The 25,410-nt window shown below is 71.7% G+C and carries 20 protein-coding genes and 2 pseudogenes; 13 read left to right on the forward strand and 9 right to left on the reverse strand.

Features of this window, described 5'->3' with window-relative positions; genetic code table 11:
- The first annotated feature begins 163 nt into the window (after window positions 1-163).
- From AC067N_RS37955 to AC067N_RS38000, 10 genes and pseudogenes are all read left to right on the forward strand, one after another.
- The gene (locus AC067N_RS37955) at window positions 164-688 is read left to right on the forward strand and encodes a hypothetical protein (RefSeq protein WP_478683510.1); all 525 of its coding nucleotides are present in this window, start codon (window positions 164-166) and stop codon (window positions 686-688) included.
- Window positions 689-1,105: 417 nt separating this feature from the next.
- Entirely contained in the window at window positions 1,106-3,250 is a 2,145-nt protein-coding gene (locus tag AC067N_RS37960) for a hypothetical protein (protein ID WP_478683511.1), read from the forward strand.
- An 88-nt stretch (window positions 3,251-3,338) separates the two neighbouring features.
- Window positions 3,339-4,847, forward strand: coding sequence for a GT4 family glycosyltransferase PelF (gene pelF, locus AC067N_RS37965; RefSeq protein ID WP_478683512.1), 1,509 nt, complete (start codon window positions 3,339-3,341; stop codon window positions 4,845-4,847).
- Window positions 4,844-6,262: a hypothetical protein gene (locus AC067N_RS37970; protein ID WP_478683513.1), complete on the forward strand. Its 1,419-nt coding sequence runs from the start codon at window positions 4,844-4,846 to the stop codon at window positions 6,260-6,262. The genes pelF and AC067N_RS37970 overlap by 4 nt, the downstream gene beginning before the upstream one ends.
- 65 nt (window positions 6,263-6,327) lie before the next feature.
- A complete protein-coding gene (locus AC067N_RS37975; RefSeq protein WP_478683514.1) occupies window positions 6,328-7,329 on the forward strand; it encodes a GDP-mannose 4,6-dehydratase in 1,002 nt (333 codons plus the stop codon).
- An 80-nt stretch (window positions 7,330-7,409) separates the two neighbouring features.
- Complete coding sequence (locus AC067N_RS37980) at window positions 7,410-8,123, forward strand: nucleotidyltransferase family protein (RefSeq protein ID WP_478683515.1); 714 nt, start codon at window positions 7,410-7,412, stop codon at window positions 8,121-8,123.
- 7 nt (window positions 8,124-8,130) lie between these two features.
- Window positions 8,131-8,886 (forward strand): annotated as a pseudogene (locus tag AC067N_RS37985) (NAD-dependent epimerase/dehydratase family protein); the annotation flags it as partial.
- A 494-nt stretch (window positions 8,887-9,380) separates the two neighbouring features.
- Window positions 9,381-10,046, forward strand: a complete 666-nt coding sequence (locus AC067N_RS37990) for a spherulation-specific family 4 protein (RefSeq protein ID WP_478683516.1) — start codon at window positions 9,381-9,383, stop codon at window positions 10,044-10,046.
- Entirely contained in the window at window positions 10,043-10,864 is an 822-nt protein-coding gene (locus tag AC067N_RS37995) for an endo alpha-1,4 polygalactosaminidase (RefSeq protein ID WP_478683517.1), read from the forward strand. The genes AC067N_RS37990 and AC067N_RS37995 overlap by 4 nt, the downstream gene beginning before the upstream one ends.
- A 159-nt stretch (window positions 10,865-11,023) precedes the next feature.
- On the forward strand, window positions 11,024-12,253 hold the full coding sequence (locus AC067N_RS38000; RefSeq protein ID WP_478683518.1) for a PP2C family protein-serine/threonine phosphatase: 1,230 nt from the start codon (window positions 11,024-11,026) through the stop codon (window positions 12,251-12,253).
- 42 nt (window positions 12,254-12,295) lie between these two features.
- On the opposite strand, the gene AC067N_RS38005 is transcribed toward AC067N_RS38000, so the two are convergent.
- The 3 genes from AC067N_RS38005 to AC067N_RS38015 form a co-directional block, all read right to left on the reverse strand.
- Window positions 12,296-13,453, reverse strand: coding sequence for an FUSC family protein (locus AC067N_RS38005; protein WP_478683519.1), 1,158 nt, complete (start codon window positions 13,451-13,453; stop codon window positions 12,296-12,298).
- 168 nt (window positions 13,454-13,621) lie between these two features.
- Complete coding sequence (locus AC067N_RS38010; protein ID WP_478683520.1) at window positions 13,622-15,076, reverse strand: glyceraldehyde-3-phosphate dehydrogenase; 1,455 nt, start codon at window positions 15,074-15,076, stop codon at window positions 13,622-13,624.
- A gap of 392 nt (window positions 15,077-15,468) precedes the next feature.
- Window positions 15,469-15,864: a cupin domain-containing protein gene (locus tag AC067N_RS38015; RefSeq protein WP_478683521.1), complete on the reverse strand. Its 396-nt coding sequence runs from the start codon at window positions 15,862-15,864 to the stop codon at window positions 15,469-15,471.
- A gap of 52 nt (window positions 15,865-15,916) precedes the next feature.
- Here AC067N_RS38015 and AC067N_RS38020 point away from each other — a divergent pair, with 52 nt between their 5' ends.
- Window positions 15,917-16,909: a GlxA family transcriptional regulator gene (locus tag AC067N_RS38020; RefSeq protein WP_478683522.1), complete on the forward strand. Its 993-nt coding sequence runs from the start codon at window positions 15,917-15,919 to the stop codon at window positions 16,907-16,909.
- Between the two features lie 36 nt (window positions 16,910-16,945).
- Here AC067N_RS38020 and AC067N_RS38025 read toward each other — a convergent pair whose 3' ends face one another.
- Entirely contained in the window at window positions 16,946-18,235 is a 1,290-nt protein-coding gene (locus AC067N_RS38025) for an alpha-L-fucosidase (protein WP_478683523.1), read from the reverse strand.
- An 86-nt stretch (window positions 18,236-18,321) separates the two neighbouring features.
- Between AC067N_RS38025 and AC067N_RS38030 the strand changes: the two genes are divergently transcribed.
- Together AC067N_RS38030 and AC067N_RS38035 are read left to right on the forward strand one after the other, a co-directional pair.
- Entirely contained in the window at window positions 18,322-18,480 is a 159-nt protein-coding gene (locus tag AC067N_RS38030; RefSeq protein WP_478683524.1) for a hypothetical protein, read from the forward strand.
- 140 nt (window positions 18,481-18,620) lie between these two features.
- The gene (locus AC067N_RS38035; RefSeq protein WP_478683525.1) at window positions 18,621-19,040 is read left to right on the forward strand and encodes an SseB family protein; all 420 of its coding nucleotides are present in this window, start codon (window positions 18,621-18,623) and stop codon (window positions 19,038-19,040) included.
- A 93-nt stretch (window positions 19,041-19,133) separates the two neighbouring features.
- On the opposite strand, the gene AC067N_RS38040 is transcribed toward AC067N_RS38035, so the two are convergent.
- The 5 genes and pseudogenes from AC067N_RS38040 to AC067N_RS38060 form a co-directional block, all read right to left on the reverse strand.
- On the reverse strand, window positions 19,134-19,532 hold the full coding sequence (locus AC067N_RS38040; protein WP_478683526.1) for a MarR family winged helix-turn-helix transcriptional regulator: 399 nt from the start codon (window positions 19,530-19,532) through the stop codon (window positions 19,134-19,136).
- A gap of 56 nt (window positions 19,533-19,588) precedes the next feature.
- Complete coding sequence (gene glgB / locus AC067N_RS38045; RefSeq protein ID WP_478683527.1) at window positions 19,589-21,826, reverse strand: 1,4-alpha-glucan branching enzyme; 2,238 nt, start codon at window positions 21,824-21,826, stop codon at window positions 19,589-19,591.
- A gap of 4 nt (window positions 21,827-21,830) precedes the next feature.
- Entirely contained in the window at window positions 21,831-23,213 is a 1,383-nt protein-coding gene (locus AC067N_RS38050; RefSeq protein WP_478683528.1) for a maltokinase N-terminal cap-like domain-containing protein, read from the reverse strand.
- A gap of 29 nt (window positions 23,214-23,242) precedes the next feature.
- Window positions 23,243-24,961 carry a maltose alpha-D-glucosyltransferase gene (gene treS, locus AC067N_RS38055; protein ID WP_478683529.1) on the reverse strand — a complete coding sequence of 573 codons (1,719 nt, stop codon included), beginning with the start codon at window positions 24,959-24,961 and terminating at the stop codon, window positions 23,243-23,245.
- Window positions 24,958-25,410: pseudogene (locus AC067N_RS38060) on the reverse strand (alpha-1,4-glucan--maltose-1-phosphate maltosyltransferase); the annotation flags it as partial. The gene treS and the pseudogene AC067N_RS38060, both read right to left, overlap by 4 nt.

The raw sequence follows: 25,410 nt of genomic DNA on the forward strand, positions 1-25,410 counted from the left end.
CCTGCGTGACATGCTCATCACCCTGCGTCTATGGGCCGGTGCAGGGATGCCTCGCACATTCATCACGCCACCTTCACGTCGCATGCACTTTCGGCCGCCGGGGCTCCGGCGCGCTCGCGGTGGGGGAGACGGGCCGCTCGTCGTGTGCCTAGCCTCCCGGGCCATGCGATCACCACTGATGAGACGTCTCGGTCTCGGCGCCGTCCTCGCCCTCGCCCTCACCGTCTTCGGGATGGCGCCCGGCGCGAGCGCCGACCCGGCGCCGGCCGAACTGACGTTCGCCACCGACAGTGCGACCACCACGCCCGGCGGCACGGTGAACCTGTCGATGACGATCACGAACAACAAGACCTACGACATCTGGTTCGTGTACCAGACCATCGAGCCCACCTGGCTCACCACCCAGCGCCCCGACCTCAAGTACACCTTCACCGGATGCAGTCTGGCCACGGCCGCCGGCGCCACCCCCTGTACCGGGACCGGTCCCGCCAACCTCGGAGCCAACTACGGCGCCACCATTCCGCCCGGTCAGAGCCGTACCGTCACGCTGACCCTCCAGATCGCCGCCGACTCCGGCTGCAACGGCAACATCGGCTTCTACTCGTACTACTACGCCGAGTTCAGCGACACCGCGAACACCAGCGGCGGCCCGGTCTACACGCCTCAGACGCGGGTCCTCTGCGCCTGACGGTCCGTCCAGGATGTGGGCATCCGCGGGGGGCGTGACCTGAAATGATCTGCGATCACGCACATATCGCGGTATGGACCACTGATAGTCCCGCCGGCGGGCCCGAACGGCCCGCCGGTGCGCGTGCGGGGGCCCGGACCAGCGCGCCGGGCGCTCATGGTCATCCGGGCACCGCCCTCGGTCGCTTCGCCGCCGACGGGAAAACAGCTCATTCGGTTCCATGTGGTTCCGGTTGGACACCTTCGCTTTTCCGTCATGTTTCGCCGCATGACCACAAAAGCTCCACACAGGCACCACTATGTGACGCGACGGATGCGTCGACGACTGGCTTCTGAGGGGGATGCCGGCGTCACGCAAGGGGGTGCGTCCGCTCAGGAGAGGCGTGCTCACCCCTGCCCGGGGAGGGGACTTCACCGCATGAAGCGGACCTTACGCACCGCCGTGCTCACGGCGGGCGCGCTCATCGCCGCGCTCGGCCTGCCCGCCGCTCCGGCGCAGGCCGACGACATCGCACCGCGTATCGACCTACGGGTCCTGGTGGTGAGCGACGGCGGCCCGTCCACCGACGCGATCGCCGCCGAACTGACCGCGGCCGGGACGCCGTACACCGAGGTCGACCTCACTCGACCGGACCGGCCCGTCATCGACGCCGGCTTCCTCGCGGACACCGTCGACGGACGCCCACGCGCCAGGTTCCAGGCCGTCGTCCTGCCCAACGACAACCCGTTCCCGGCCGCTTCCGCCGAGATGGCCGCACTCGTCGCCTACGAGCAGACGTACGAGATACCCCAGGTCGACGCCTACACCTACGCCCGCCCGGAAGCCGGACTCCAGTACCCGGTGTACGGCGGCTACTCCGGCAGCCTCGACGGCGCCGAGGCCCAGGTCACCGCCGCCGGGAAGGCGGGCCCGTTCGGCTACCTGGACGGGGCGGTGCCCTTCGAGGACAACGACCCCGCCATCGGCGAGAGTTACGCCTACCTGTCGCGGCCCGTGACGGGCGCCGACTTCACCCCGTACGTGGACGCGGCGATCCCCGGGCAGTCCGCGCGCGGCACCCTGGTCGGCGAGTACCGGCACGACGGACGCCGCGAACTCGTCGTCACCTTCGTCTACAACCGGTACCAGCAGCAGTTCCGGCTGCTGGCCCGCGGCATCGTGGAGTGGATGACCGGCGGCGTGCACCTCGGCGCGTCCCGGAACTACTTCGCCGTGCACGTCGACGACGTGTTCGCCGCCGACGACCGCTGGAACACCCAGCTCAACTGCACACCCGGCGACGTCGACTGCACCGACCCGAACGCCCAGCCCGACCCCATCCGCATGACACCGGGCGACGTCGACCACGCCGTCACCTGGCAGGACCAGAAGAACTTCACCCTGGACTTCGCGTACAACGGCGCCGGCAGCGTCGACCACCGCGAGGACCACAACGGCACCGACGCCCTCGCCGACCGGCTGATCGCGCAGCGGAACAAGTTCCGCTGGATCAACCACACCTACTCGCACCCCTTCCTCGGCTGCGTCCAGGACACCACCGTGGTCCCGTGGAAGTGCGCGACCAACGCCGACGGCTCCACCCGCTGGGTCAGCCGCAACGAGATCTCCGACGAGATCGCCACCAACCGCGTCTGGGGCCAGATCAACGGACTGCCACTGGAGAACGGCGAGTTGGTCACCGGTGAGCACTCCGGCATGAAGGTCCTGCCGCAGCAGCCCCAGGACAACCCCAACCTGGCGCTCGCCGTCGACGACAACGACATCGCCTGGCTCGGCTCGGACAACTCCCGCGAGCCCGCCCAGCGTCAGGTCGGCCCCGCCACCACCGTGCCCCGCCACCCGATGAACGTCTTCTACAACGCGGGCCGCGCCGCCGAACAGGTCGACGAGTACAACTGGATCTACACCAGCCGCACCCAGGGCGGCAGCGGCATCTGCGAGGACAACCCGGCCACCACCACCTGCCTCACGGCGCCACTGGACACGGCCACCGGCTACGAGCAGGTCATCGTGCCCCTGGAGAAGCGGATCGCCCTCGGCCACGTCCTCGCCAACGACCCGAGGCCGCACTTCATCCACCAGTCCAACCTCGCCGAGGACCGCATCGCCTACCCCGTACTCAGCGGAGTCCTCGACGGCTACGCGGCCCTCTTCGCCGACAACACCCCCGTGGTCAACCTGCGGATGAAGGACATCGGCGCCGAACTCCAGCGCCGGGCCGCCTGGCAGGCCGCCCTCCGGTCGGGCGACGTCACCGCCTACCGCATCGGCGCCACCGTCACCGTCGACGCCCCGGACGGGGCGGCGGTCACCGCCACCCTCCCCACCGGCACCACCCTCGGCGGCACCGCCTTCGGCGAGGCGTACGCGGGCGCCGCCTCCGGCTGGACCACCGCCACCGGCGCACCCCTCACCCTCACCCTGCCGTCCTCCGCCGACGCGCCGACCGTCTCCCCGGCCGAACCCGGCGAGGCCACGAAACCGGCACCCGACACCCGTGTCCCCGCGGGTGTGAGCGAGAGAGTCCCCTACGGCGCGGACACGTCCACCGAGGACGACTGAGGCGCACACCGCCCGAAGGTCCCGGCCGCCCACCCCGGCGGCCGGGAGCGGCACGAACCACCCCACACCCCGGCCGTGGAGCACAACGATGCCCGTTCCGCACGGAACGCGAAACCCTGGCGCAACGCGCGTCACCTTGCTTACCGAAGGCACCTATCCCCATAGTCACGGCGGCGTCAGCGTCTGGTGCGACCAGCTCGTCCAGGGCATGCCCGATATCGACTTCGACGTCATCGCCGTCACCGGCACCGGGCGCGAACCCCTCGTCTGGGACCTCCCCGCGCATGTCTCCCGGGTGCTGTCCGTCCCGATGTGGGGCGACCCGCCGGAGGGCGACCCGCCCCGGGGCCGCGCCCGCAACCGGCTCGCCACCGCCTACGAACAGTTCCTCACCGCCCTGCTCGACCCCCGAGCCGAGCCCGGATTCGCACCCGCCCTGTACACGATGGCGCGGGCCGCCGCCGACGGCGCCCTGAGCCCGTTCCTGCGCTCGGACCGGGCGATCACCCTGCTGACCTCGGTGTGGAACCGCCCCGGCCTCGCGGTGCGCGAGTCACGGCCCACCCTGCACGACGCGCTCACCGCGACCTCCCTGCTGGAACACGCCCTGCGCCCACTGTCCGCGCCCCCGCCCGAGACCGGGGTCGCCCACGCGGTCAGCGGCGGCGTCGCCGTCCTGCCCGGCCTCGCCGCACTGGACCGGCACGGCATCCCCCTGCTGCTCACCGAACACGGCGTCTACCTGCGCGAACGCTATCTCGGCTATCGCACCGCCCCCTACCGCTGGCCGGTCAAGGCGGTCGTCCTCGGCTTCTTCCGGCTCCTCGCGGAGGAGAGCTACCGCAGGGCCGCCCTGATCACCCCCGGCAACCGCTACAACCGCCTCTGGGAGGAACAGGGCGGCGCCGACCCGGAGTCCATACGCACCGTCTACAACGGCGTCGACCCCACCGCGTTCCCGCCCGCCGGACCCGAGCCGCAGACCCCCACCCTCAGCTGGGCCGGCCGCGTCGACCCCATCAAGGACCTGGAGACGCTCATCCGCGCCTTCGCCCTGGTCCGGGCAGAACTCCCCGAGGCCCGAATGCGGTTGTTCGGCGGAACACCCAAGGGCGGGGAGTCCTACCGGGAGCGCTGCGAGGCCCTCGCCGCCGAACTCGGGCACGCGGACGCCGTCACCTTCGAGGGCCGCGTCGACGACATCAAGGACGCCTACGCGGCCGGCAACGTCGTGATGCTCTCCAGCATCAGTGAGGGCTTCCCCTTCACCCTGATCGAGGCCATGTCGTGCGGCCGCGCCACCGTCTCCACCGACGTGGGCGGCGTCCGCGAGGCCGTCGGGGACACCGGGCTCGTGGTACCGCCGCGCGACCCGGCGGCGATGGCCGCGGCGGCGCTGGAACTGCTCCGTGACCCCGCACGGCGCGGGGCCATGGGCGAGGCGGCACGGCTGCGGGTCATCGAACAGTTCACGCTCCGCCAGACCATCGACACCTTCCGGTCCATCTACCTCGAACTGCCCACCCTGGGCCGTGCGCCGACGGGCGCGCAGGCCCCACCGGGGGAGCTGACCGCGATCAGCACGGTGGCCGGATGAGCGGGCCCATGTCACTCGAACCCGGCGGCGCCGAACACGACACCCTCGCGATCCGCCTCGACGACCGGCGGCGCCCGCGCCGCCGCCCCAGCTGGGCCCTCGCCGACGACACCACCCTCACCATCCGGCTGCCGCGCCGGGGACCCGACGAGGCGGCGGTCAGCGAACTCGCCGCCGAACTCGCCGACCGTATCGGCCCGGCCGTCCACCCCTACGAAGTGGCCGCGTTCCTGGAGGCCGAGGGCCTGTCCGCCTCCCTGATCAAGGAACGGTACGGCCACCCCAACCTCTTCTCGCTGGCCGCCGCACTCCACGAACGGGTGCCGAGGACGTTCCCCGAGCCCCCGCCGCAGCCCGACGTATGGCGCCCCGACACCGTGCGCTGCCTGCTGCGCGGCGTGCTGTTCGCCCTGCCGGGGCTCGCCTATCTGCTCACCGCGCCCCTGTGGAACGCGGGCGGCCACGCCCCCGCCCTGATCGTGGCCGGACTGGTGTCCTGGGCGTGGGGCCAGGCTCTCGGCCACCGCGCCCATCTGCGCCTGGCGACCGGACGGCACGAGGCGGGCCGTACGCTCCTGACCGGCGCGCCCCTGGGAGCGGTCGTCGCCACGGCCGCCGCCGCGCTGCCCGCCGCGGGCGGAGCGGTGATCCTGGTGGCCGCCGCGCAGTCCGCCTACCTCGCGGCGGCCGGCGTCCTGCTGGTGCTGGCCCGGGAACGCCTGCTGCTCGCCGCGCTCAGCCCGCTGATCGCCGGCGCCGCCGTCCTGCCGTGGTGGGAGCCGGGCCCCCTGCTCCGGGCGGGTCTGCCGGCGCTCGCCCTGACCGCCACGCTCGCCGTCACCGGCCGGGTGCTGTGCACCGCCCTCACCGTCGACGCCGTACCCGGCGCCACCCGGCCGCGCCTCCGGCAGTCCCTGCCCTACGGCCTGTTCGGTCTGGCCGCCGGTGTGCTCGTCCTGCTGGAAGGGCGCGAGGAGCCCTACGCGGTGATCGTCCTCACGGTCAGCATGGGACCGGCGGAGTGGCTGCTCTACCGCTACCGGGGCCTGTCCGTCGCCGCCCTCCGCGCCGTCGCGACCCCGGCCGGGTTCCTGCTCCGCTCGGCCGGCGTCCTCGCCCTGTGCCTGCTCGCCTACCTCCTGCCACTGCTGCCCGCGGCCCTGCTCACCGGCGCCGACCCCGCGCCCCTGCTGCTCCTCGCCGCCGTGCTGTGGACCGCGCTGCTGCTCCAGGCGTTCGGCGTGGCATGGCCGCCGGCCCTGATCTGTCTCACCACGGCGGGCGGCGCCGGAGCGGTCGCCCTGCTGCACCTTCCCCCCGGCGGGTCGGCGCTCCCGCTCGGCTGCGCCGCCGCCGCGCTGTGTCTGTCGGCGTGCGCGCTGCGCGTCCTCGGCCGGCCCGCGCCGCACGCCTGAACTCCGCGCCACCCCACCGACCCCGCCACAGCCCCCACATCCGACCTACCGGAAGGACACCACCGTTGACCTCCGCACCGCTCGCCGCCGTCACCGGAGCCGAGGGCTTCATCGGCTCGCACCTCACCGAGGCACTCGTCGCCGCCGGACACCGGGTGCGGGCCATGGCCCAGTACAACTCGTTCTCCTCCTACGGCTGGCTGGAGACCCTCCACCCCGACGTCCTCGACCACGTGGAGATCGTCCTCGGCGACATCCGCGACCCCGGCTCCGTCCGCAGCCTCCTCGACGGCGCCGACACCGCCTACCACCTGGCCGCGCTCATCGCGATCCCGTACTCGTACCAGGCCCCGCACAGCTACGTGGACACCAACGTCACCGGCACCCTCAACGTGCTGGAGGCCGTCCGCGCCCTCGGCACCCCCCGCCTGGTCCACACCTCGACCAGCGAGACGTACGGCACCGCGCAGACCGTGCCGATCACCGAGGACCACCCCATCAACACCCAGTCCCCGTACGCCGCCTCCAAGGCCGGCGGGGACCGGCTGGCCGACAGCTACCACGCCAGCTTCGACACCCCCGTGGTGACCCTGCGGCCGTTCAACACCTTCGGCCCGCGCCAGTCCATGCGCGCGGTGATCCCCACCGTCATCGGCCAGGTCGCGGCGGGGGAGCGCACCATCACCCTGGGGGATCTGCGGCCCACCCGCGACTTCACCTTCGTCAAGGACACCGCCCAGGCCTTCCTCGCGGTCGGCACCGCGCCCGCGGAGCGGGTCGTCGGCCGCACCTTCAACGCCGGCACCGGCGGCGAGATCTCGGTCGGCGACCTCGTCGCCCTCATCGGCAAGGTGATGGACACCGGCCTCGACGTCCGCGAGGACGAGGCCCGCGTCCGGCCCGCCAACTCCGAGGTCATGCGGCTCGTCGCCGACGCGGGCAGGCTCACCGCCGCCACCGGCTGGCAGCCCGCCCACTCCCTGGAGGACGGCCTGGCCCGGACCGTGGAGTTCTTCCGCGACCCGGCCAACCTCGCCCGCTACAAGACCGGCATCTACAACATCTGACTCCCGTCCGGCACGCACCGCGCGGCCGACGAGGCCGCACGGTCCACGAAGTCCCTGGAAGTCCTTGAAGGAGGAGCACCATGCACGCAGTGATCCTGGCGGGAGGCAAGGGTGTCCGGCTGCGGCCCTACACGACCGCGCTGCCGAAGCCGCTCGTCCCCATCGGAGACCAGCACGCGATCCTGGAGATAGTGCTGCGTCAGCTCTCGTCCGCCGGATTCACCCACTGCACCCTCGCCATCGGCCACCTGGGCGAGATCATCCGAGCCTACGTCGGCGACGGCTCCCAGTGGGACCTGACCGTGGACTACGCCACCGAGGAGAGCCCCCTCGGCACCATGGGCCCGCTGCTCAACCTGCGCGACCGGCTCCCCGACGACTTCCTGGTGATGAACGGCGACGTCCTCACCGACCTCGACTACGCCGACGTCCTGCGCCGGCACCGCGAGTCCGGCGCGCCGCTCACCATCGCCACATACGCCCGCAAGGTGCACATCGACTTCGGGGTGCTCACCACCGACGACAGCAAGGTCGTGGCGTTCACCGAGAAGCCGAGCATGGACTACCGGGTCTCCATGGGCGTCTACGGGGTGTCCCGTTCCACGCTGGAGGGCTACACGCCCGGACTGCCCCTCGGCTTCGACGAACTGGTCCTGGACCTGATCAGGGCCGGGAACCAGCCGCACGCGTACGAGTTCGACGGGTACTGGCTGGACATCGGCCGCCCCGACGACTACGACCGGGCCAACGCCGAGTTCACCACCCGCAAATCGCTTCTGCTCAAGGGAGCCTGAGCACCGCATGCGCATACTCGTCCTGGGTTCCACCGGCTATCTGGGCGGCCATGTCGCCGCACGGCTGCGCACCCTGCCAGGCGCGCTGGTTCTCGGCGGCGGGCGCTCGCCGGCCGCCGAGTTCCCCGTGGACCTCGCCACCGTCCGCCCCGGACAGCTGGCGAAGGCCCTGGCGTCCGCCGCGCCGGACACCGTGGTCAACTGCGCGGGTGCCACCGGCGGCGACCCCGTGACCCTCGCGGAGGTCAACGCCCGCGGCCCGGCGGTCCTGTGTGCCGCCCTGCGCGAGGCGGCGCCCGGCGCCCGCCTCGTGCACCTGGGCTCGGCCGCCGAGTACGGGCCCGGCGCGCCCGGCACCCGGGCGACCGAGTCGGCGCCCACCCGTCCGGCCGCCCCGTACGGCGCCACCAAGCTGGCCGGTACGGTCGCGGTCACCGGCTCCGGACTGGACGCCGTGGTCCTGCGCGTGGGCAACCCCGTCGGGCCGGGGGCACCGGCGAGCGGGCTGCCCGGCCGCATCAGCCGACTGCTCCGCACCACCGGCCCGGAGGGGGTGCTGAGACTGGGCGACCTCTCCGCGTACCGCGACTTCGTGGACGTCCGCGACGTCGCCAGGGCCGCCGTCCTCGCCGCGACGGCACCGGGCCCCCTGCCACCGATCCTCAACATCGGCGGCGGCCACGCCGTCCTGGTGCGCGACCTGGTACGCCTCCTGGCCGACAGGGCCGGATTCCGGGGCCGCATCGAGGAGAACGCGGCGGGGCAGGGCGGTCCGACGGGTCCGGCCGGGGCGGCGCCGGCCGGGCCGCTCGGTCCAGGAGCCATGGACGGGACGCTTCGCCAAGGGGACGCGGTCCTCGGGGCCGGGGCCGGGGCCGGGGCAGGGGCTCGCGGCTCGGCGGCTCACCTCGGCTCCGCGGGTTCGCCTGATCCGGCGGACCAGGCGGGTCCGGGCGGATCATCCGGTTCCGCCCGTCACCGTCCTGCGGGGAAGGCGGGCTCGGCTTGCCCGGCGGGTCTCGCCGGTCCGGCGGAGCCACTCGGCCCGGCCGGGCAGGCCGGTTCGGCGGGCTCACCCGGTTCGGCGGGTCCCGCCGGTCCGGTGGGATCGGCCGGACCAGAGGCCGTGGCAGGGTCCGTCCGGTCCGCCCACGTGTCGTGGCAGTGCTCCGACATCACCGCCGCCGAGGAGGCGCTGGGCTGGCGGCCGGTGTACTCCCTCGACGACGCCCTGACCGCGCTGTGGGAGGGCGACCGGTGAGCCTGCTCGTGCCGCTCTACGTCAACCCGGCCGAGGACCCGGGGGCCTGGCACCGGCTGATCACGGCCGCGACCCGCACCTACGCGGTCGTCCTCAACCCGGCCAACGGGCCGGGCGACCGCCCCGACCCCGCGTTCGGGGCGGCCGCCACCGCGCTGCGCGCCGCGGGGGCCCGGCTCCTCGGCTACGTCGACACCGACTACGGGGTGCGCGACCGCGCCGCGATCGCCGACGACGTACGCCGTCACCGGGAGTGGTACGCGGCCGACGGCTGCTTCCTCGACCAGGTGACGGCCACACCGGACGGCCTGCCCGCCTGTCGCCGGCTGGTACGCGCGCTCCGCCGGCTCGGCACGGAGACGGTCGTCCTCAACCCCGGTGTCCATCCGGCGCCCGGCTACGCCCGCCTCGCCGACCTGACCGTCACCTTCGAGGGCCACTGGTCGACGTACGTGGCGTCGTTCAGCCGCCCGGCATGGACCGCCCGCCACCCACCCGAGCGGCTGTGCCACCTGGTCTACGGGGTGCCCGAGGCGCTCGTGCCGCTCGCCGTACGCACCGCCCACGAGCGGGGCGCGGGCGTCTGCGGTCCCGTCACGGGCGAGCCACCCAACCCGTGGGCCCGGCTGACGCCCGCGCTGACCGGGACCACCGGGCGATGAGGCGGGCGGCACTGGCGTACACGACCCTGCTGGCCACCCTGGTGGCGCTCGCCGGCTGCACCGGCAGCCCGGACCGTCCGGCCGACGGGCGCGGCACGGCATCCTCCGGCCCGGCGGGGGAGCGGTGGCGGCCCCGGCCCGGGCTCGCCTGGCAGTGGCAGCTGAACGGCAAGGTGGACCCCTCGGCGGACGTGCCCGTCTACGACATCGACGGTTTCGAGAACTCCGCGGCGGACGTGGCCCGCTTGCACCGCGACGGACGCAAGGTCATCTGCTACGTCAACGTCGGCGCCTGGGAGGACTTCCGGCCCGACAAGGACGCCTTCCCGCGCTCGGTGCTCGGCGAGCCCAACGGCTGGGCCGGAGAACGATGGCTGGACATCCGGCGCCTGGACGTCCTGCGGCCGCTCATGGAACGGCGCTTCGACATGTGCCGGGACAAGGGCTTCGACGCGGTCGAACCCGACCTGGTCGAGGGCTACGGCAACGACACCGGTTTCCCGCTCACCGCACGCGACCAGCTCGCTTACAACCGCATGATCGCCGACATCGCCCATGAGCGCGGTCTGTCGGTGGGCCTGAAGAACGACCTCCCCCAAATCCCCCAGCTCCTGGCCGACTTCGACTTCGCGGTCAACGAGGAGTGCGCCCAGTACGACGAGTGCGCCGACCTCAGCCCGTTCATCGCCGCCGGGAAGGCCGTGTTCCACGTCGAGTACACCGAACCGAGGAGCAGCTTCTGCGCGGAGTCCCGGCGGCTGCGGCTGTCCTCGATGGTGAAACGGCCGGAGCTGGACGAATGGCGCAGGCCGTGCTGAGCTCCGCGAGAGCGAGCTCCCGACCCCGGTGGCTGTGTGTCGTCCTCGGGAAGCGGTGCGTGATCTGCGGATTCTCTTGTGACGACAGACGAGCCGTCCCGGGCGCGAGATCCTATGGTGGAGATCGCAGCACTGTGACGAACGCTGAGGCGGCGCACCATGGCGGAGACGGAGACCGACTATGCGGCGGTGTTCCGGGCGCTGCCCGGCATGGTGGCGCTGCTGACGCCCGACCTCATCTACGCGGACGCGAACGAGGAGTTCCTGCGGCAGTCCGGCCGCACCCGGGAGCAGGTGGTCGGCCGGTACCTGTTCGATGTGTTCCCCGACAACCCCACCGACCCGAGCGCCACCGGGATGCGGAACCTGGCGGCCTCCCTGACCCGGGTGGTCGAGAGCGGCGAACGCGACGCGATGGCGCTGCAACGGTACGACGTGGAGTCGGCGGAGCGGCCCGGCGAGTGGGAGGAGCGGTACTGGAGCCCGGTGAACGCACCTCTCCTCGGCCCCGACGGCAGCGTGGTGCTGCTGATCCACAAGGTGGAGGAGGTCACCGAGCTGATCCGGGCCCGTTCCCGTCCCGTGGGTGACCGGGCCCAGGTGCTGGAGGCCGAGCTGTACACCCGAGGCCGTGAGCTGCAGGAGGTCAACGAACGGCTCCGCCGGGCGCACGACCGTGAGCGCGAGGTCGCCCTCGCCCTGCAGCGGGCGATGCTGCCCGCGCCCAGCCCGGTCCGGCACCACCGCGCCGCCGTGCGCTACCGGCCGGCCATCGGCGCGCTGAACGTCTGCGGCGACTGGTACGACCTGGTGGACATGCCGGGCGAGGACCGGATCGGGGTCGCCGTGGGCGACGTCGTCGGGCACGGCCTCGCCGCCGCCGGCGTCATGGGTCAGCTGCGCAGCGCGCTCAGTGCCGCGTCCCTCGTCGCGGACGGTCCGGCCGAGGCGCTGGACGCCCTCGGTCTGTACGCCGGCTCCGTGGACGGCGCGCAGAACACCACCGTCGTCCAGACCTGCATCGACTGGACCGAACACACCGTCACCTACAGCAGTGCGGGCCATCCGCCGCCCGCCCTGCTGTCCGCCGACGGCACGGTCACCTTCCTCGACCGGGCGACCGACCCGCCGCTCGGCGCCCGCCCCGAACCCGCCGCCCGCCCGCAGGCCACCGTCGGCTTCACGGAGAGCGACACCCTCGTGCTGTACACGGACGGGCTGATCGAGCGGCGGACCGAGGACATCGACACCGGGCTGGCGCGCCTCGCCGAGGCCCTCACCCGCCATCGCCGGGCCGACGCCGAGGCCCTGGCCGACGCTCTCCTGCTGGATCTGCTCCCCGCGAGCGGCGCCACCGACGACACCGCCCTGGTGATCATCGACCTGTGACCGGCGGCCCTGTGACCCTCGGCCCGTGTGACCGGGGCCCGCTCACCCCTGGACGAGCTGGTCGGCCAGGCGGCGGGCCTGCGCCAGCAGGGTGCCGTGGGTGCTGAGGGCGTCCGGGTCGTCGCGTACGGCGTCTGGCAGCCGGCGGTGCAGGTCGTCGAGGGCGCGGCACAGCTCCTCCACGGCTTCGCGCAACGCCAGGTCGGCGTCGCGGTCGCCGCCGGTCGTGGCGAACCGCGCCCGGCTGTACAGTCCGATCGCGCGGGCGGTGTGGCGCAGGAAGTCCGCGTACGGGCCGGTGATCGCCGGCGCGGGCCGGGCCGGCCGGGTCTCGTGGCCGGCGGTCTCCAGCACGGTGCGGGTCACACCCGCGGTGTGCACGGCGACGTGGTCGAGGACCGTGAGCGCGTCGTCGTAGGCCCGGCCGGGCGGTGCGAGGGCACGGGTGCTGCGGCCGCGCGGGTTGACGCGCATGCTCTCCCGGCTCCAGCCGATCGCCGACCGGGCCTGGTCGACGAGGCGGGACAGGCGCAGGGCACGTTCGTGCCATTCCCCGGCCGCGTGCGGATCCCAGGTGCCGTCGGCCAGTCCGTCGGCCACCGCCTCCAGGATGGCCTGCGCCTCCCGGGCGGCGTCGGAGAGGGCGGCGCGGGTGTCGCGCAGATACACCGGGGGACGGATCAGGGCGTTGACCGCGATGCCGACCAGGGCGCCGAAGACCGCCTCCGCGATCCGCGCGCCGGCGGAGACCAGGGTGACGTGGCCGCCGGTCAGCACGAACAGGGCGCCGGTCGCGGCGTAGACGCCCTGTGCGCCCAGCCGCTGCCACTGCGCGAGCAGCAGCACCACCGGCAGGACCAGGACCATCGCGACCATGGTGCCGTCGAGCAGCAGCGCACCGGCCGTCGCCGCCACCGTGCCCACCGCGAACGCCGCCAGCTGTTGCAGACCGTGGGCGACCGACCGGTACACCGTCGACTCCACCAGCACGATCGAGAACCAGGGCGCGACGAACGCCATCGGCGCCCGCAGCCACCAGCCCGCCACGGCCCACGCCACACACGCGGCCAGCGCGGCCTTCCCGGCCTGCGCCATCAGGTCCCGCTCGCGGCCCGGCTCCGACCAGGCGCGCCGTACCGCCTGCACGGCGGCTTCGAGGTGCCGCCGGACTGCTCCTGTTCCTCGCCTCGTCCAGTCCATGGCACTGCAAGTGCCACGCTGGGGACGACGGATGCACGCTCGTCCCCAGAGATCGTCCGGGCGCGGATCCCGGGGCCGGCGAGGACGTCGGCCCGCGGAGACCCCACGGGGCCGGGCGGACTGTTCGTCCACCCGGCCCCGTGCGTGGCGGGACCCGCGTCCGGTCGGTCAGACCGCCGGGGAGGGGTACGTCGGGTACTCCACTCCGGAGACGTGCTGGACGACCCGGATGACCTGGCAGGAGTAGCCGAACTCGTTGTCGTACCAGAGGTAGAGGATCGCGTTGTCGCCGTCGACCTTGGTGGCGCCCGCGTCGACGATCGAGGCGTGGCGGGAGCCGATGAAGTCGCTGGAGACCGAGTCGGGAGCGTTGGTGAAGTCGATCTGGCGCTTGAGCGGCGAGGTCAGCGAGACGTTGCGGAGGTAGTCGAGGACCTCCTCGCGGTCGGTCTCCCGGCCGAGGCGCAGGCTGAGGATCGCGATCGAGACGTCCGGGACGGGGACGCGGATCGAGCTGCCGGTGATCGGGGCCTTCAGGTCGGGCAGCGCCTTGGCGACGGCCGAGGCGGCACCCGTCTCGGTGATGACCATGTTGAGCGGCGCGGAGCGGCCGCGGCGGTCGGCCTTGTGGTAGTTGTCCAGCAGGTTCTGGTCGTTGGTGAACGAGTGGACGGTCTCCACGTGACCGCGCAGCACACCGAACTCGTCGTCCATGGCCTTCAGGGGCGGCACGATCGCGTTGGTGGTGCAGGACGCGCAGGACAGGATCTGCTCGTCCGGCTTGATCGTGTCGTGGTTGACGCCGTGCACGATGTTCGGGACGTCGCCCTTGCCCGGCGCGGTCAGGACGACCTTGTCGATGCCGGGGCGCAGGTGCTGCGACAGGCCCTCGCGGTCGCGCCACTTGCCGGTGTTGTCGATGAGGATGGCGTTCTTGATGCCGTACTCGGTGTAGTCCACCTCGGACGGGTCGCCCGCGTAGATCACCTTGATCGTGTTGCCGTTGGCGACGATGGTGCTGTTCGCCTCGTCGACCGTGATCGTGCCCTGGAACTGGCCGTGGATCGAGTCACGGCGCAGCAGCGATGCCCGCTTGACGAGATCCTCGGGGGCCCGGCCGCCGCCGCCACGCACGACGATGGCGCGCAGCCGCAGCCCGTTGCCGGACCCGGCCTTCTCGATGAGCAGCCGGGCGACGAGGCGGCCGATGCGACCGAAGCCGTACAGGACGACGTCGCGTCCCTCACCGCCCTCGATCTTGTTGGCACCGGTGGCACCGGCGACGGCCTCGGCGGTGAACTCCGCGATCGACAGGCCCCGGTCGTCGGCCTGGTAGGCCTCGGCGAGCAGGCCGATGTCGATCTGGGAAGGCCCGAGGTCGAGGTCGGTGAGGGCCTGGAGGAACGGCAGCGTGTCGGTGACCGAGAGCTCCACGCCGGCGATCTGCCGGGCGAAACGGTGCGTCTTCAGGATGCTGACCACCGACTTGTTGACCAGGGAGCGGCTGTGCAGCAGGACCGTGACGTCCCGCTCGCGGTGCAGCTTCCCGATGATCGGGATCATCGACTCCGCGATCTCCTCGCGGTGCTTCCAAAGGGTGAACGAGTCCTCGTTGACAGTCACAGGTTTATCTTTCGAGCTAGGCGGCGCTCATATGCTAAACCGACGCCGGACCGCTCATGCCACCGGGGTGGCGACAAGCCCCGACACATCAGGGCCAGACACCCGAAAAGTCGATCTTCCCGGCCGCTCCGGGTGGCAGCCGCAGCCACCGGACCCCGCTCACCGGCGCCGACCGGCCCCGTCGCCGCCCTGTGACCCGACCCGAACGACAGACCCTGGTCTGCTCGCCGTCATCGATCGGCCCTGGAACGGCGGGGGAGATCGCCCGCTCGTCATGAGGGCCCGGGCCTGTCGGGGGACGCCTCCGCGGCGCCCGGCGGAGCTTTCGGGGTCCGGGGTGGACGGCAAGGCATCGCCGCCGCGCCGGGCACCCGGAAGCGCGGCGGCTGCGGTCAGATGCCGAGTGCGTGTCCGGTCGTCGAGTCGACGTGCTCCGGGATGTCGTCGTGGCGGTCGCCCACGGTCGGTGTCCCGGTGGGTTCGAACATGAGGATCGCGGCGCCGGACGGAGCGGACGGCTTGTGTTCCGTGCCTCGGGGGACGGTGAAGACCGCCCCCCGCGGGAGCAGGACCGTGCGCTCCCCGTCGGGCTCGCGCAAGGAGATGTGCAACTCGCCGTCGAGCACCAGGAAGAACTCGTCGGTGTCATCGTGGACGTGCCAGATGTGCTCGCCCTCGACCTTGGCGATGCGGACGTCGTGGTCGTTGACGCGTGTGACGATCCGGGGGCTCCACAGGCTGTCGAACGAGGCCAGAGCCTGGCTCAGAAAGATGGGTTCGCTGCTCATGGACTCATCGTGAGCCGTATCGCACGGCCGCCGTGAGTGCTAGGAATCGCATATGGCGCAAGAATCCTCGCACCCGGCTCGCGCGGCGGGCGTACACCGGGTCGTCGTGATCGTGGACGAGAACTCGAACCCCTTCGAACTCGGCTGCGCCACCGAGGTCTTCGGGCTGAGCAGGCCGGAGATCGGCCGTGACCTCTACGACTTCAGGCTCTGTTCCCCCGAGCCCCGCACCCTGATGCGAGACGGATTCTTCACGCTCACGGGGGTCGCCGGCCTTGAAGCGGCCGACACGGCGGACACCCTGATCGTCCCCAACCGCCCGGACACCGAAGTGCCCCGCCGCCCCGCCGTGCTCGACGCCGTCCGCCGGGCACACGCCCGTGGGGCGCGCCTGGTCGGCTTCTGCAGCGGCGCCTTCACACTGGCCGAGGCCGGAGTCCTCGACGGGCGGCGGGCCACCGCGCACTGGCAGTGGGCGGACTCGTTCCGGGCCCGTTTCCCCTCTGTCCGGCTCGAAGCAGACGTGCTGTTCGTGGATGACGGTGACATCCTCACCGCGGCGGGGAGCGCGGCTGCGCTCGACCTCGGGCTGCATGTGGTCCGCCGCGACCACGGCGCCGAGGTCGCCAACGCCGTGAGCCGGCGGCTGGTCTTCGCTGCCCACCGGGACGGTGGGCAGCGGCAGTTCGTGGAGCGTCCCATGCCCGACCTGCCGGACGAGTCCTTGGCGCCCGTCCTGGTCTGGGCTCAGGAACGGCTGGACTCCCCGCTCACGGTGTCCGGCCTTGCGGCGCGTGCGGCCGTCAGCCCGGCGACGCTGCACCGCCGCTTCCGGGCGCAGCTGGGCACGACACCGCTGGCGTGGCTGACGGGGGAACGGCTCGCCCTGGCGTGCCGGTTGATCGAGCGAGGCGAGTCCCGGTTCGAGGTGGTCGCGCGACGCAGCGGGTTGGGCACCGCTGCCAATCTGCGCATGCTGATGCGCCGCGAGACCGGCATCACCCCGTCGGCGTACAGGCGCCGGTTCGGGCCGGAGGCGAACTGACGCAGGCACGCCGGTGACCGCCCACGAGGTCCTCGGTCAGTCGCGTCCCGTGCCCCGGTAGAGGTCCAGCTCCCCGTCCAGTTCGACGGCGAGCACGGTCGCGTACGGGTCGAGGTCGGCCTCGGCGGGCGCGTCGATCCAGGTCACGCCGGGCACCGCGTCGAGGCCGCCGATCACGCGGTGACCCAGTCCGGTGCCCGTGCCGAGGACGGTCACCCGGGTGACCCGGTTGCGCAGCCCGCGTACCGCCACGGATTCGCGCGGTACGTCGAAGCACATCAGATACAGGGTGCGCCGGTCCGGGGAGAGGGTGCTGGGACCGTAGTGGTGTCCGGCGGGCAGTCCGGCGACCGTGCCGTACACGGCGTCGGAGTGCCGGCCGATCCACGCGCCGAGCCCCTCCAGGCGCTCGATCTGCTCGTCGGGGACGGTGCCGTCCTCCCGAGGGCCGACGTCCAGCAGCAGATTGCCGCCCATGCCGATCGTCTCGGTGAAGTAACGCACCAGCTGGCGCACCGACTTGTGGTTGTCGTCGTGGTGCTGGAAGCCCCATGAGTCGTTGACGGTGAGGCACAACTCCCAGGGTCCGTCCGGCGCTTCGAGCGGCACGCCCTGTTCCGGGGTGGCGTAGTCCCCGTGGCCCGGCATCCGGGCGTTGAGGACGGTGCCGGGGTTCTCCGAGAGGATCAGGTCGGCCAGCTCCGCGATCCGCCACTGCTGTTCGGTGCGTTCCCACTCTCCGTCGAACCAGAGCAGGTCGGGGCGGAAGCGCTCGACCAGCTCGCGGACCTGGGCGTCGCGGTAGGCGAGGAAGCGGTCCCAGGCGGCCGGGTCCTCCTCGCCGGGCGCGGCATGCGAGTAAGGGTTGGGGTCGGCGCCGCCGGGACGGCTCTGGGACCACTGCTCGATGCCGGGGTGGCGGACGCTCGCGTAGTCCGGGTGGTTCCAGTCGGAGTGCGAGTAGTACAGGCCCACCTTCAGGCCCTCCGCGCGCAGCGCTTCGACGTATCCGGCCACCAGGTCACGGCCCGCGGGGGTCCGCCGGACCACGCTCAGGTCGCCCTGGGCGGTGTCCCACAGGGCGACGCCGTCGTGGTGCCGCGCGGTGAGCACCGCGTACTTCGCACCGGCGCGGGCGAACAACTCGGCCCAGGACCGCGGGTCGTAGCGGGACGCGGTGAAACCGTCGAGCTGTTTCATGTACCGCTCGTGCGTCACCTCGCCCCAGTAGAAGGACCAGGACTCCGGCACCCCGTCCACGGCGTAGATGCCGTAGTGGACGAAGATGCCCAGCTTGGCGTCGGGAAACCAGGGTTGCATGGTCATGCCCCCACGCTAGGCGGCACATGTCGGCGGGCGCGTGGGCGCAGGTCACCATCGCTGGTCGATTCTCACCACCGGATCCGCCGGCCGTGCGATCCTTACGCGGCTACCGCGACGCCGTCACGGGCGAGGTCAGGACCGTCACGGACGGCAGGCTCGATGCGGGCGCACCCGGCAGGGGCGACCTGCGGGTGTACGTGCTGAACGGCCCCGGAAAGATCGGCGCCGACGGACCGTATCCGAAGTGAGCCCGCACCTGTGCCCCGCGCTCCGCACCGGCATCGGCGGGGCACAGGAATGGCCGTCTGCGGATCGGGTACGCGAGGGGCGTCGTGCCCGGTTCGGATCTTGTCCCGGGCGGCCCGTCCCCACCATCAGGGATCTTCCAATGGACATACCCGCCAACAACCACCACGCCCCCGAGTCCGCCACACCGGCCCAGCAGGCGCTGACCGCACTCGCGCTCGACAACGGCGACACGGCCGCGCTGGACACCCTGGCCGGAAGCGACGTCCTGGTCCCCGTACCGGACGACGCCGACGACGCGGCCCTGAGCGACCCCACAGCCGTGGCGCTCCCCGTTCTGGAGCAGCCGGGCGGCGAACAGGTCGTGCCCGTGTTCACCTCGGAACCGGCCATGGCCGAGCTGCTGCCGTTCGTCTCCCGCTACCGTCTGGTGCCGCTCGGGGCCCTCGCCTCCCAGTGGCCCGACAGCGACCTGTCCCTGACCATCGACGCCGGCTCACCGCACGGCCTGACCCTCGACGCCCACGACGTCGGCACCCTCCTGGGCAGGCACGACTTCTGACCTCCACCGACCAGGGAGGGGGCCTGGGGGCGTACGGACCTCACAGCCCCTTCCCGGAGACGGCACGCCGCCCCACCCGGGCGCGGGCCGGCGTCAGACGCCGCGCAGCGTCCTGGCCAGGACGTCGCGCTGCAGCGGCAGCACCTCGGAGTGCAGCGACCTGCCCTTGTCGGTGAGGGCGACCCGCACCCCGCGCCGGTCCTCGACGCAGACCGCGCGCGTGACCAGGCCGTCCTTCTCCAGCCGCGCGATCAGCCGGGACAGCGCGCTCTGACTGAGGTGAACCTTCCCCGCGATGTTCTGCACCCGGCAGTGATCATCCGCGTCCGAGGCGGCGAGGCCGGACGCGAGGACGTCGAGCACCTCGAAGTCGCTGGCCCCGAGGCCGTGGGGATGCAGCGCGCGGTCGATCTCGCACATCGTGCGGGCATGCACCGCGAGGATGTCCCGCCACCGTTCCTCGAGCCGGGCATCGGCCGTGTTCGCTGCCATATGTGCACGGTAACAGAGGGTGCGGGGACGACCGTCCGCCCAGTTCACGCCGGAAACTACACGGGCTTGAGCCAGATCGTCGCCAGCGGCGGCAGGGTGAGCCGAAGGGTGGCCGGACGGCCGTCGTAGGGGCTGGGCTCGGCCTTCACCGGGTCCGGGTTGGTGACGTCACCGCCTCCGTAGGCCGCGGCGTCGGTGTTGAGGACCTCCCGCCAGGCGGAGACGTCACCGGGCGCCCCCAGACGGTAGTCATGACGCACGACCGGGCTCAGGTTGGAGACGGACAGCAGCGGGGTGCCGTCCGCGGCGAGCCGCAGGAACGCGAAGACGTTGTCCTCGGCGGCGTCGCCCTTCACCCACTGGAAGCCGGCCGGATCACTGTCACGCTGCCAGAGCGCAGGGGTGCCCCGGTAGAGCGCGTTGAGATCCCGGACCAGGTCCCGCACACCCCGGTGATCGGCCTCCGCGCCGTACCCGGGATCGAGGAGCCACCAGTCCGGGCCGTGCGGCTCGGACCATTCGCCGCCCTGGGCGAACTCCTGCCCCATGAACAGGAGCTGCTTGCCCGGGTGGGCCCACATGAAGCCGAGATAGGCGCGGTGGTTCGCCCGCCGCTGCCACCAGTCGCCCGGCATCTTCGACACCAGCGCCTGCTTGCCGTGCACCACCTCGTCATGGGAGATCGGCAGGACGTAGTTCTCGCTGTACGCGTACACCATCGAGAACGTCATCTCGTTGTGGTGGTACTTGCGGTGCACCGGCTCCTTCGCCATGTAGCCGAGGGAGTCGTGCATCCAGCCCATGTTCCACTTCAGCCCGAAGCCCAGCCCGCCGCTGTCGGTGGGGCGGGTCACGCCGTCCCACGCCGTGGACTCCTCCGCGATGGTCAGCACACCGGGCGCCCGCCGGTACACGGTCGCGTTCATCTCCTGGAGGAAGGCCACCGCGTCCAGGTCCTCACGCCCGCCGAACACGTTGGGGGACCACTGGCCGGAGTCACGCGAGTAGTCGAGGTAGAGCATCGACGCGACCGCGTCCACCCGCAGCCCGTCGACATGGAACTCCTCGCACCAGTACACGGCGTTCGCGACGAGGAAGTTGCGGACCTCCGTGCGCCCGAAGTCGAACTCGTAGGTGCCCCAGTCCGGGTGCTCGGCCCGCCGCCAGTCCCCGGGCTCGTACAACGGCTCCCCGTCGAAGCGGGCCAGCGCCCAGTCGTCCTTGGGGAAGTGGGCCGGCACCCAGTCCATGATCACACCGATCCCCGCCCGGTGCAGGCAGTCGATCAGATACCTCAGGTCGTCCGGGCCGCCGAGCCGGGACATGGGCGCGTAGAACCCGGTGACCTGGTATCCCCAGGACCCGCTGAACGGATGCTGGGCGACCGGCATGAACTCCACATGGGTGAAACCGAGGTCCCTGACATACGCCGGAAGCTCCTCGGCAAGCTGACGGTACGTCAGGCCGGGTTTCCAGGAAGGAAGATGGACCTCGTACACGGAGAACGGCGCCTCGTGCACCGGGGTTTCCCCGCGCCGCGCCATCCACTCCGCGTCGCCCCACTCGTGGTGCGGGACCGTCACCACGGACGCCGTCGCGGGCGGCACCTCCGCCTGGCGTGCCATCGGGTCGGCCTTGAGGAAGCGGTGCCCGTGGCGGGAGGTGATCTCGAACTTGTACCGGGCACCCTCGCCGACGCCCGGCAGGAACAACTCCCACACGCCGGACGAACCCAGCGACCGCATCGGGAACGCCGTACCGTCCCAGCAGCCGAAGTCCCCCGCGACCCGCACCCCCTGCGCGTTCGGCGCCCACACCGTGAAGCGGGTGCCGGCCACACCCTGGTGGACCATCGGCTCGGCACCCAGCGCCTTCCACAACTGCTCGTGGCGGCCCTCACGGATCAGATGCAGGTCCAGGTTGCCGAGCGCCGGAAGGAAGCGGTACGGGTCGTGGATCTCCAGGTCGGCGTCCTCGTACGACACCAGCAGCGTGTACTCGGGGATCGCGTCGAGCGGCAGCACCCCCGCGAAGAGACCGTCGCCCTCCGAGGAGAGATAGGTGCGCACCCCGTCGATGACGACCCGCACGGCGTGGGCGTACGGCCGCAGCGCCCGGATGACGATCCCGCCGGGAACCGGGTGCGCGCCCAGCAGGGAGTGCGGGTCGTGGTGGGCACCGGCCAGCAGCCGTCCGCGGTCCTCGGGGGACAGGGGAGGGGCACCGGCGAAGGTGCCCGGCGGGTGCGGCGGCGGACCGGCCGTCTCGGGGGGAGTGATGTCACGCAGGGCCACTGCTTCAGCCTCCTCTTACGGCGAGACGCTCGATCGCCGCCATCGGTACGGGGAGCCAGTCGGGTCGGTGCCGTGCCTCGTACAGGACCTCGTACACGGCCCGGTCGGTCTCGTAGGCGCGCAGCAGACCGTGCTTCTCGCGCGGGTCCCAGCCGGCGCGGGCGGCATAGCCCGCGCAGTACTCCTCGCGGCAGCGGCGCGCCCACTCAGGGCGCCAGGGGCGGCGCTGCCGGGCGGCGTAGTCGAACGAGCGCAGCATTCCCGCGATGTCCCGCACCGGGGACTGGGTGCCGCACCGCTCGGCGAGCGGACGGGACGGCTCGCCCTCGAAGTCGATGACGAACCACTCCCGGCCGGCCCGCAGCACCTGCCCCAGGTGCAGATCACCGTGGATGCGCTGGGCGGGCGGCCCGGCATCGCAGGTGAGCAGCGCGCGGAACGCGGTCCGCAGCCCGGGCACGTACGGCCGCAGCGCCGGCACGCAGTGCGCCGCGGCGTCGAGCCGCTCGGTCATCGCGGCCGCCGTCCGCGCGTTCTCGTCATGCTCCCCCGCGGGGAAGGCAGAGGCCAGCGCGAGGTGCACCTCCGCCGTGGCCCGTCCCAGCTCACGCGCCTGCGCCGCGAAATCGTGGCCGGAGGCGAGCGCGTCCAGCGCCAGGGTCCAGCCGTCGGTCGCGTCGGGCAGGAACGGCTGGAGGACACCGAGGGTCGCCGCGAACGGGGACGTCGTCCGGAACCAGGCCACCGGAGCCGGCACCCGGCCGCAGCCCTGCCCCGCCAGCGCGCCGGGCACCTCCAGATCGGGGTTGATCCCGGGCTGGATGCGCCGGAACACCTTGAGGATGAACGCGTCGCCGTACACCAGCGAGGAGTTGGACTGTTCGGCGTCCAGCAGCCGTGGCGCCAGCCCCGCCGGTACATGCGCCGACGGGTCGGCCTCGAAGCACAACGGGCCCGCCGTGCCGGGGTTCCGCAGCCGTTCCAGCAGCAGCCGCGCCGACCGGGGGTCGTACAGCGCGTCGTAGACGGTGAGCCCCGCCAGCGGACCCTGCCGCACCTGTCCGATGAGGGCCCGGCCCAGGCGCGGCGCCGGATGGTCACGCACACCGAGCAGCAGCTGGTAGCAGTCCCCCGCCTGGGAAGTGCCACCGGGAGCCGGTACACCACCGTGACTGCTGTGACTGACATGACCGGTGTGCACCAGCAGATGCAGACATCCCGGATACAGCTCCGTCATGGACAGCAGGGTGAGGTCCGTGACCGGCCGGTCCTTGCCGGCGAACCAGCGTTGGCGCGGCAGCCAGTCGCGCAGCAGCCCCGCGAGCGAGGTCATCAGGTCGGCGGCGCCCCCGTCGCTGCTCGGCCGGAGCAATGCGGTCTTCGGCATGGTGACGCGTCCTTTCACCGGCCCACGCTTCAACGCCCTCGGGCAGCGCGGGAGAGGACTCGGGAGAGCCGGAACCAGTAGAAGCCGTGGCCCGCGAGGGTGAGGAGATAGGGAAGTTCACCGATGGCGGGGAAACGGACCTGGCCGATGAGTTCGACGGGGTGGCGTCCTTCGTAGGCGCTCAGGTCGAGTTCGGTGGGCTGTGCGAACCGGGAGAAGTTGTTCACGCACAGCACCAGGTCGTCCTTGTGCTCGCGCAGGTAGGCGAGGACCGCCGGATTCGAGGAGTGGAGTTCCGTGTACGACCCCAGCCCGAACGCGGGGTTCTGCTTGCGGATCTCGATCATGCGGCGGGTCCAGTGCAGCAGTGACGAGGGCGAGGACATCGACGCCTCGACGTTGGTGACCTGGTAGCCGTAGACCGGGTCCATGATCGTGGGCAGGTAGAGGCGTCCGGGGTCGCTGGTGGAGAAGCCCGCGTTGCGGTCCGGGGTCCACTGCATGGGGGTGCGGACGGAGTCGCGGTCGCCGAGCCAGATGTTGTCGCCCATGCCGATCTCGTCGCCGTAGTAGAGGATCGGCGACCCGGGCAGGGACAGCAGCAGGGCGGTGAAGAGTTCGATCTGGTTGCGGTCGTTGTCCAGCAGGGGGGCGAGCCGGCGCCGGATGCCGATGTTGGCGCGCATACGCGGGTCCTTGGCGTACTCCGCGTACATGTAGTCGCGCTCTTCGTCGGTGACCATCTCGAGGGTGAGCTCGTCGTGGTTGCGCAGGAAGATGCCCCACTGGCAGTTGGAGGGGATCGCGGGGGTCTTGGCGAGGATCTCCGAGACGGGGTAGCGCGATTCCCTGCGGACCGCCATGAAGATCCGGGGCATGACGGGGAAGTGGAACGCCATGTGGCATTCGTCGCCGCCGCTGCTGTAGTCGCCGAAGTAGTCGACCACGTCCTCCGGCCACTGGTTCGCCTCCGCGAGGATGACCGTGTCCGGATACAGCGCGTCGATCTCCATCCGCACACGCTTCAGGAAGGCATGGGTGGCGGGCAGGTTCTCGCAGTTGGTGCCTTCCTCCTGGTACAGGTACGGCACCGCGTCCAGGCGGAAGCCGTCGATGCCCAGGTCCAGCCAGAAGCGGAGGGAGGCCAGCATCTCCTCCTGCACGGCCGGGTTCTCGTAGTTGAGGTCCGGCTGGTGGGAGAAGAAGCGGTGCCAGAAGTACTGCTTGCGGACCGGGTCGAAGGTCCAGTTGGAGACCTCGGTGTCGACGAAGATGATGCGGGCGTCCTGGTACTGCTTGTCGTCGTCGGCCCAGACGTAGTAGTCGCCGTAGGGGCCGTCGGGGTCCTTGCGGGACTCCTGGAACCACGGGTGCTGGTCGCTGGTGTGGTTCATGACGAAGTCGATGATGACGCGCATGCCGTGCTGGTGGGCTGCGTCGACGAACTCCACGAAGTCGGCGAGGTCGCCGAACTCGGGGAGGACCGCGGTGTAGTCGGAGACGTCGTAGCCGCCGTCGCGCAGGGGGGACTTGAAGAAGGGCGGGAGCCAGATGCAGTCGATGCCCAGCCACTGCAGATAGTCGAGTTTCGCGGTCAGGCCCTTGAGGTCGCCGATGCCGTCGCCGTTGCTGTCCTGGAAGGAACGGACGAGGACCTCGTAGAAGACGGCGCGTTTGAACCACTCCGGGTCCCGGTCCTTCTGCGGCGTGTCCTCGAAGGTGTCCGAGATGGGCTTGTTCGTCGTCATCGGGTACCGGGCCCTCCGTTGTGAGCCGAGGACGTGCCGTCGGCGGGAAACCCGACGTGGAAGACATGAGCGGGCGCCCGGCCCGGCTCCAGGCGCACGAAGTTGGTCCTTCCCCATCGGTAGGTCTCACCTGTCAACTCATCGCGCACCGGCGCGTTCTCGTCCGGACCCAGACCGAGTTCCGCCATGTCGAGCGAGACCCAGGCGGCCTGTGCGTGGTGGGGGTCGAGGTTCACGACCACCAGGACCGCGTCGGAGCCCGTGCGCTTGCTGTACGCCATCACCGCGTCGTTGTCGGTGTGGTGGAAGCGCAGGTTCCTGAGCCCGTGCAGCGCGGGATGGCGCCGGCGGATGTCGTTGAGCTTGGTGATGAGCGGGGTGATGGTGCGTCCCTCGCGTTCGGCGGTTTCCCAGTCGCGGGGGCGGAGTTGGTACTTCTCGGAGTCGAG

The sequence above is a fragment of the Streptomyces sp. NPDC042364 genome (genome assembly GCF_056437585.1).

Excerpts from the sequence above, each read along its gene's own strand:
- AC067N_RS37955 (WP_478683510.1), top strand. The coding sequence starts at position 164 with ATGCGATCACCACTGATGAGACGTCTCGGTCTCGGCGCCGTCCTCGCC.
- AC067N_RS37960 (WP_478683511.1), top strand. The coding sequence starts at position 1,106 with ATGAAGCGGACCTTACGCACCGCCGTGCTCACGGCGGGCGCGCTCATC.
- pelF (WP_478683512.1), top strand. The coding sequence starts at position 3,339 with ATGCCCGTTCCGCACGGAACGCGAAACCCTGGCGCAACGCGCGTCACC.
- AC067N_RS37970 (WP_478683513.1), top strand. The coding sequence starts at position 4,844 with ATGAGCGGGCCCATGTCACTCGAACCCGGCGGCGCCGAACACGACACC.
- AC067N_RS37980 (WP_478683515.1), top strand. The coding sequence starts at position 7,410 with ATGCACGCAGTGATCCTGGCGGGAGGCAAGGGTGTCCGGCTGCGGCCC.
- AC067N_RS37995 (WP_478683517.1), top strand. The coding sequence starts at position 10,043 with ATGAGGCGGGCGGCACTGGCGTACACGACCCTGCTGGCCACCCTGGTG.
- AC067N_RS38000 (WP_478683518.1), top strand. The coding sequence starts at position 11,024 with ATGGCGGAGACGGAGACCGACTATGCGGCGGTGTTCCGGGCGCTGCCC.
- AC067N_RS38005 (WP_478683519.1), bottom strand. The coding sequence starts at position 13,453 with ATGGACTGGACGAGGCGAGGAACAGGAGCAGTCCGGCGGCACCTCGAA.
- AC067N_RS38015 (WP_478683521.1), bottom strand. The coding sequence starts at position 15,864 with ATGAGCAGCGAACCCATCTTTCTGAGCCAGGCTCTGGCCTCGTTCGAC.
- AC067N_RS38020 (WP_478683522.1), top strand. The coding sequence starts at position 15,917 with ATGGCGCAAGAATCCTCGCACCCGGCTCGCGCGGCGGGCGTACACCGG.
- AC067N_RS38025 (WP_478683523.1), bottom strand. The coding sequence starts at position 18,235 with ATGACCATGCAACCCTGGTTTCCCGACGCCAAGCTGGGCATCTTCGTC.
- AC067N_RS38035 (WP_478683525.1), top strand. The coding sequence starts at position 18,621 with ATGGACATACCCGCCAACAACCACCACGCCCCCGAGTCCGCCACACCG.
- AC067N_RS38040 (WP_478683526.1), bottom strand. The coding sequence starts at position 19,532 with ATGGCAGCGAACACGGCCGATGCCCGGCTCGAGGAACGGTGGCGGGAC.
- AC067N_RS38050 (WP_478683528.1), bottom strand. The coding sequence starts at position 23,213 with ATGCCGAAGACCGCATTGCTCCGGCCGAGCAGCGACGGGGGCGCCGCC.
- treS (WP_478683529.1), bottom strand. The coding sequence starts at position 24,961 with ATGACGACGAACAAGCCCATCTCGGACACCTTCGAGGACACGCCGCAG.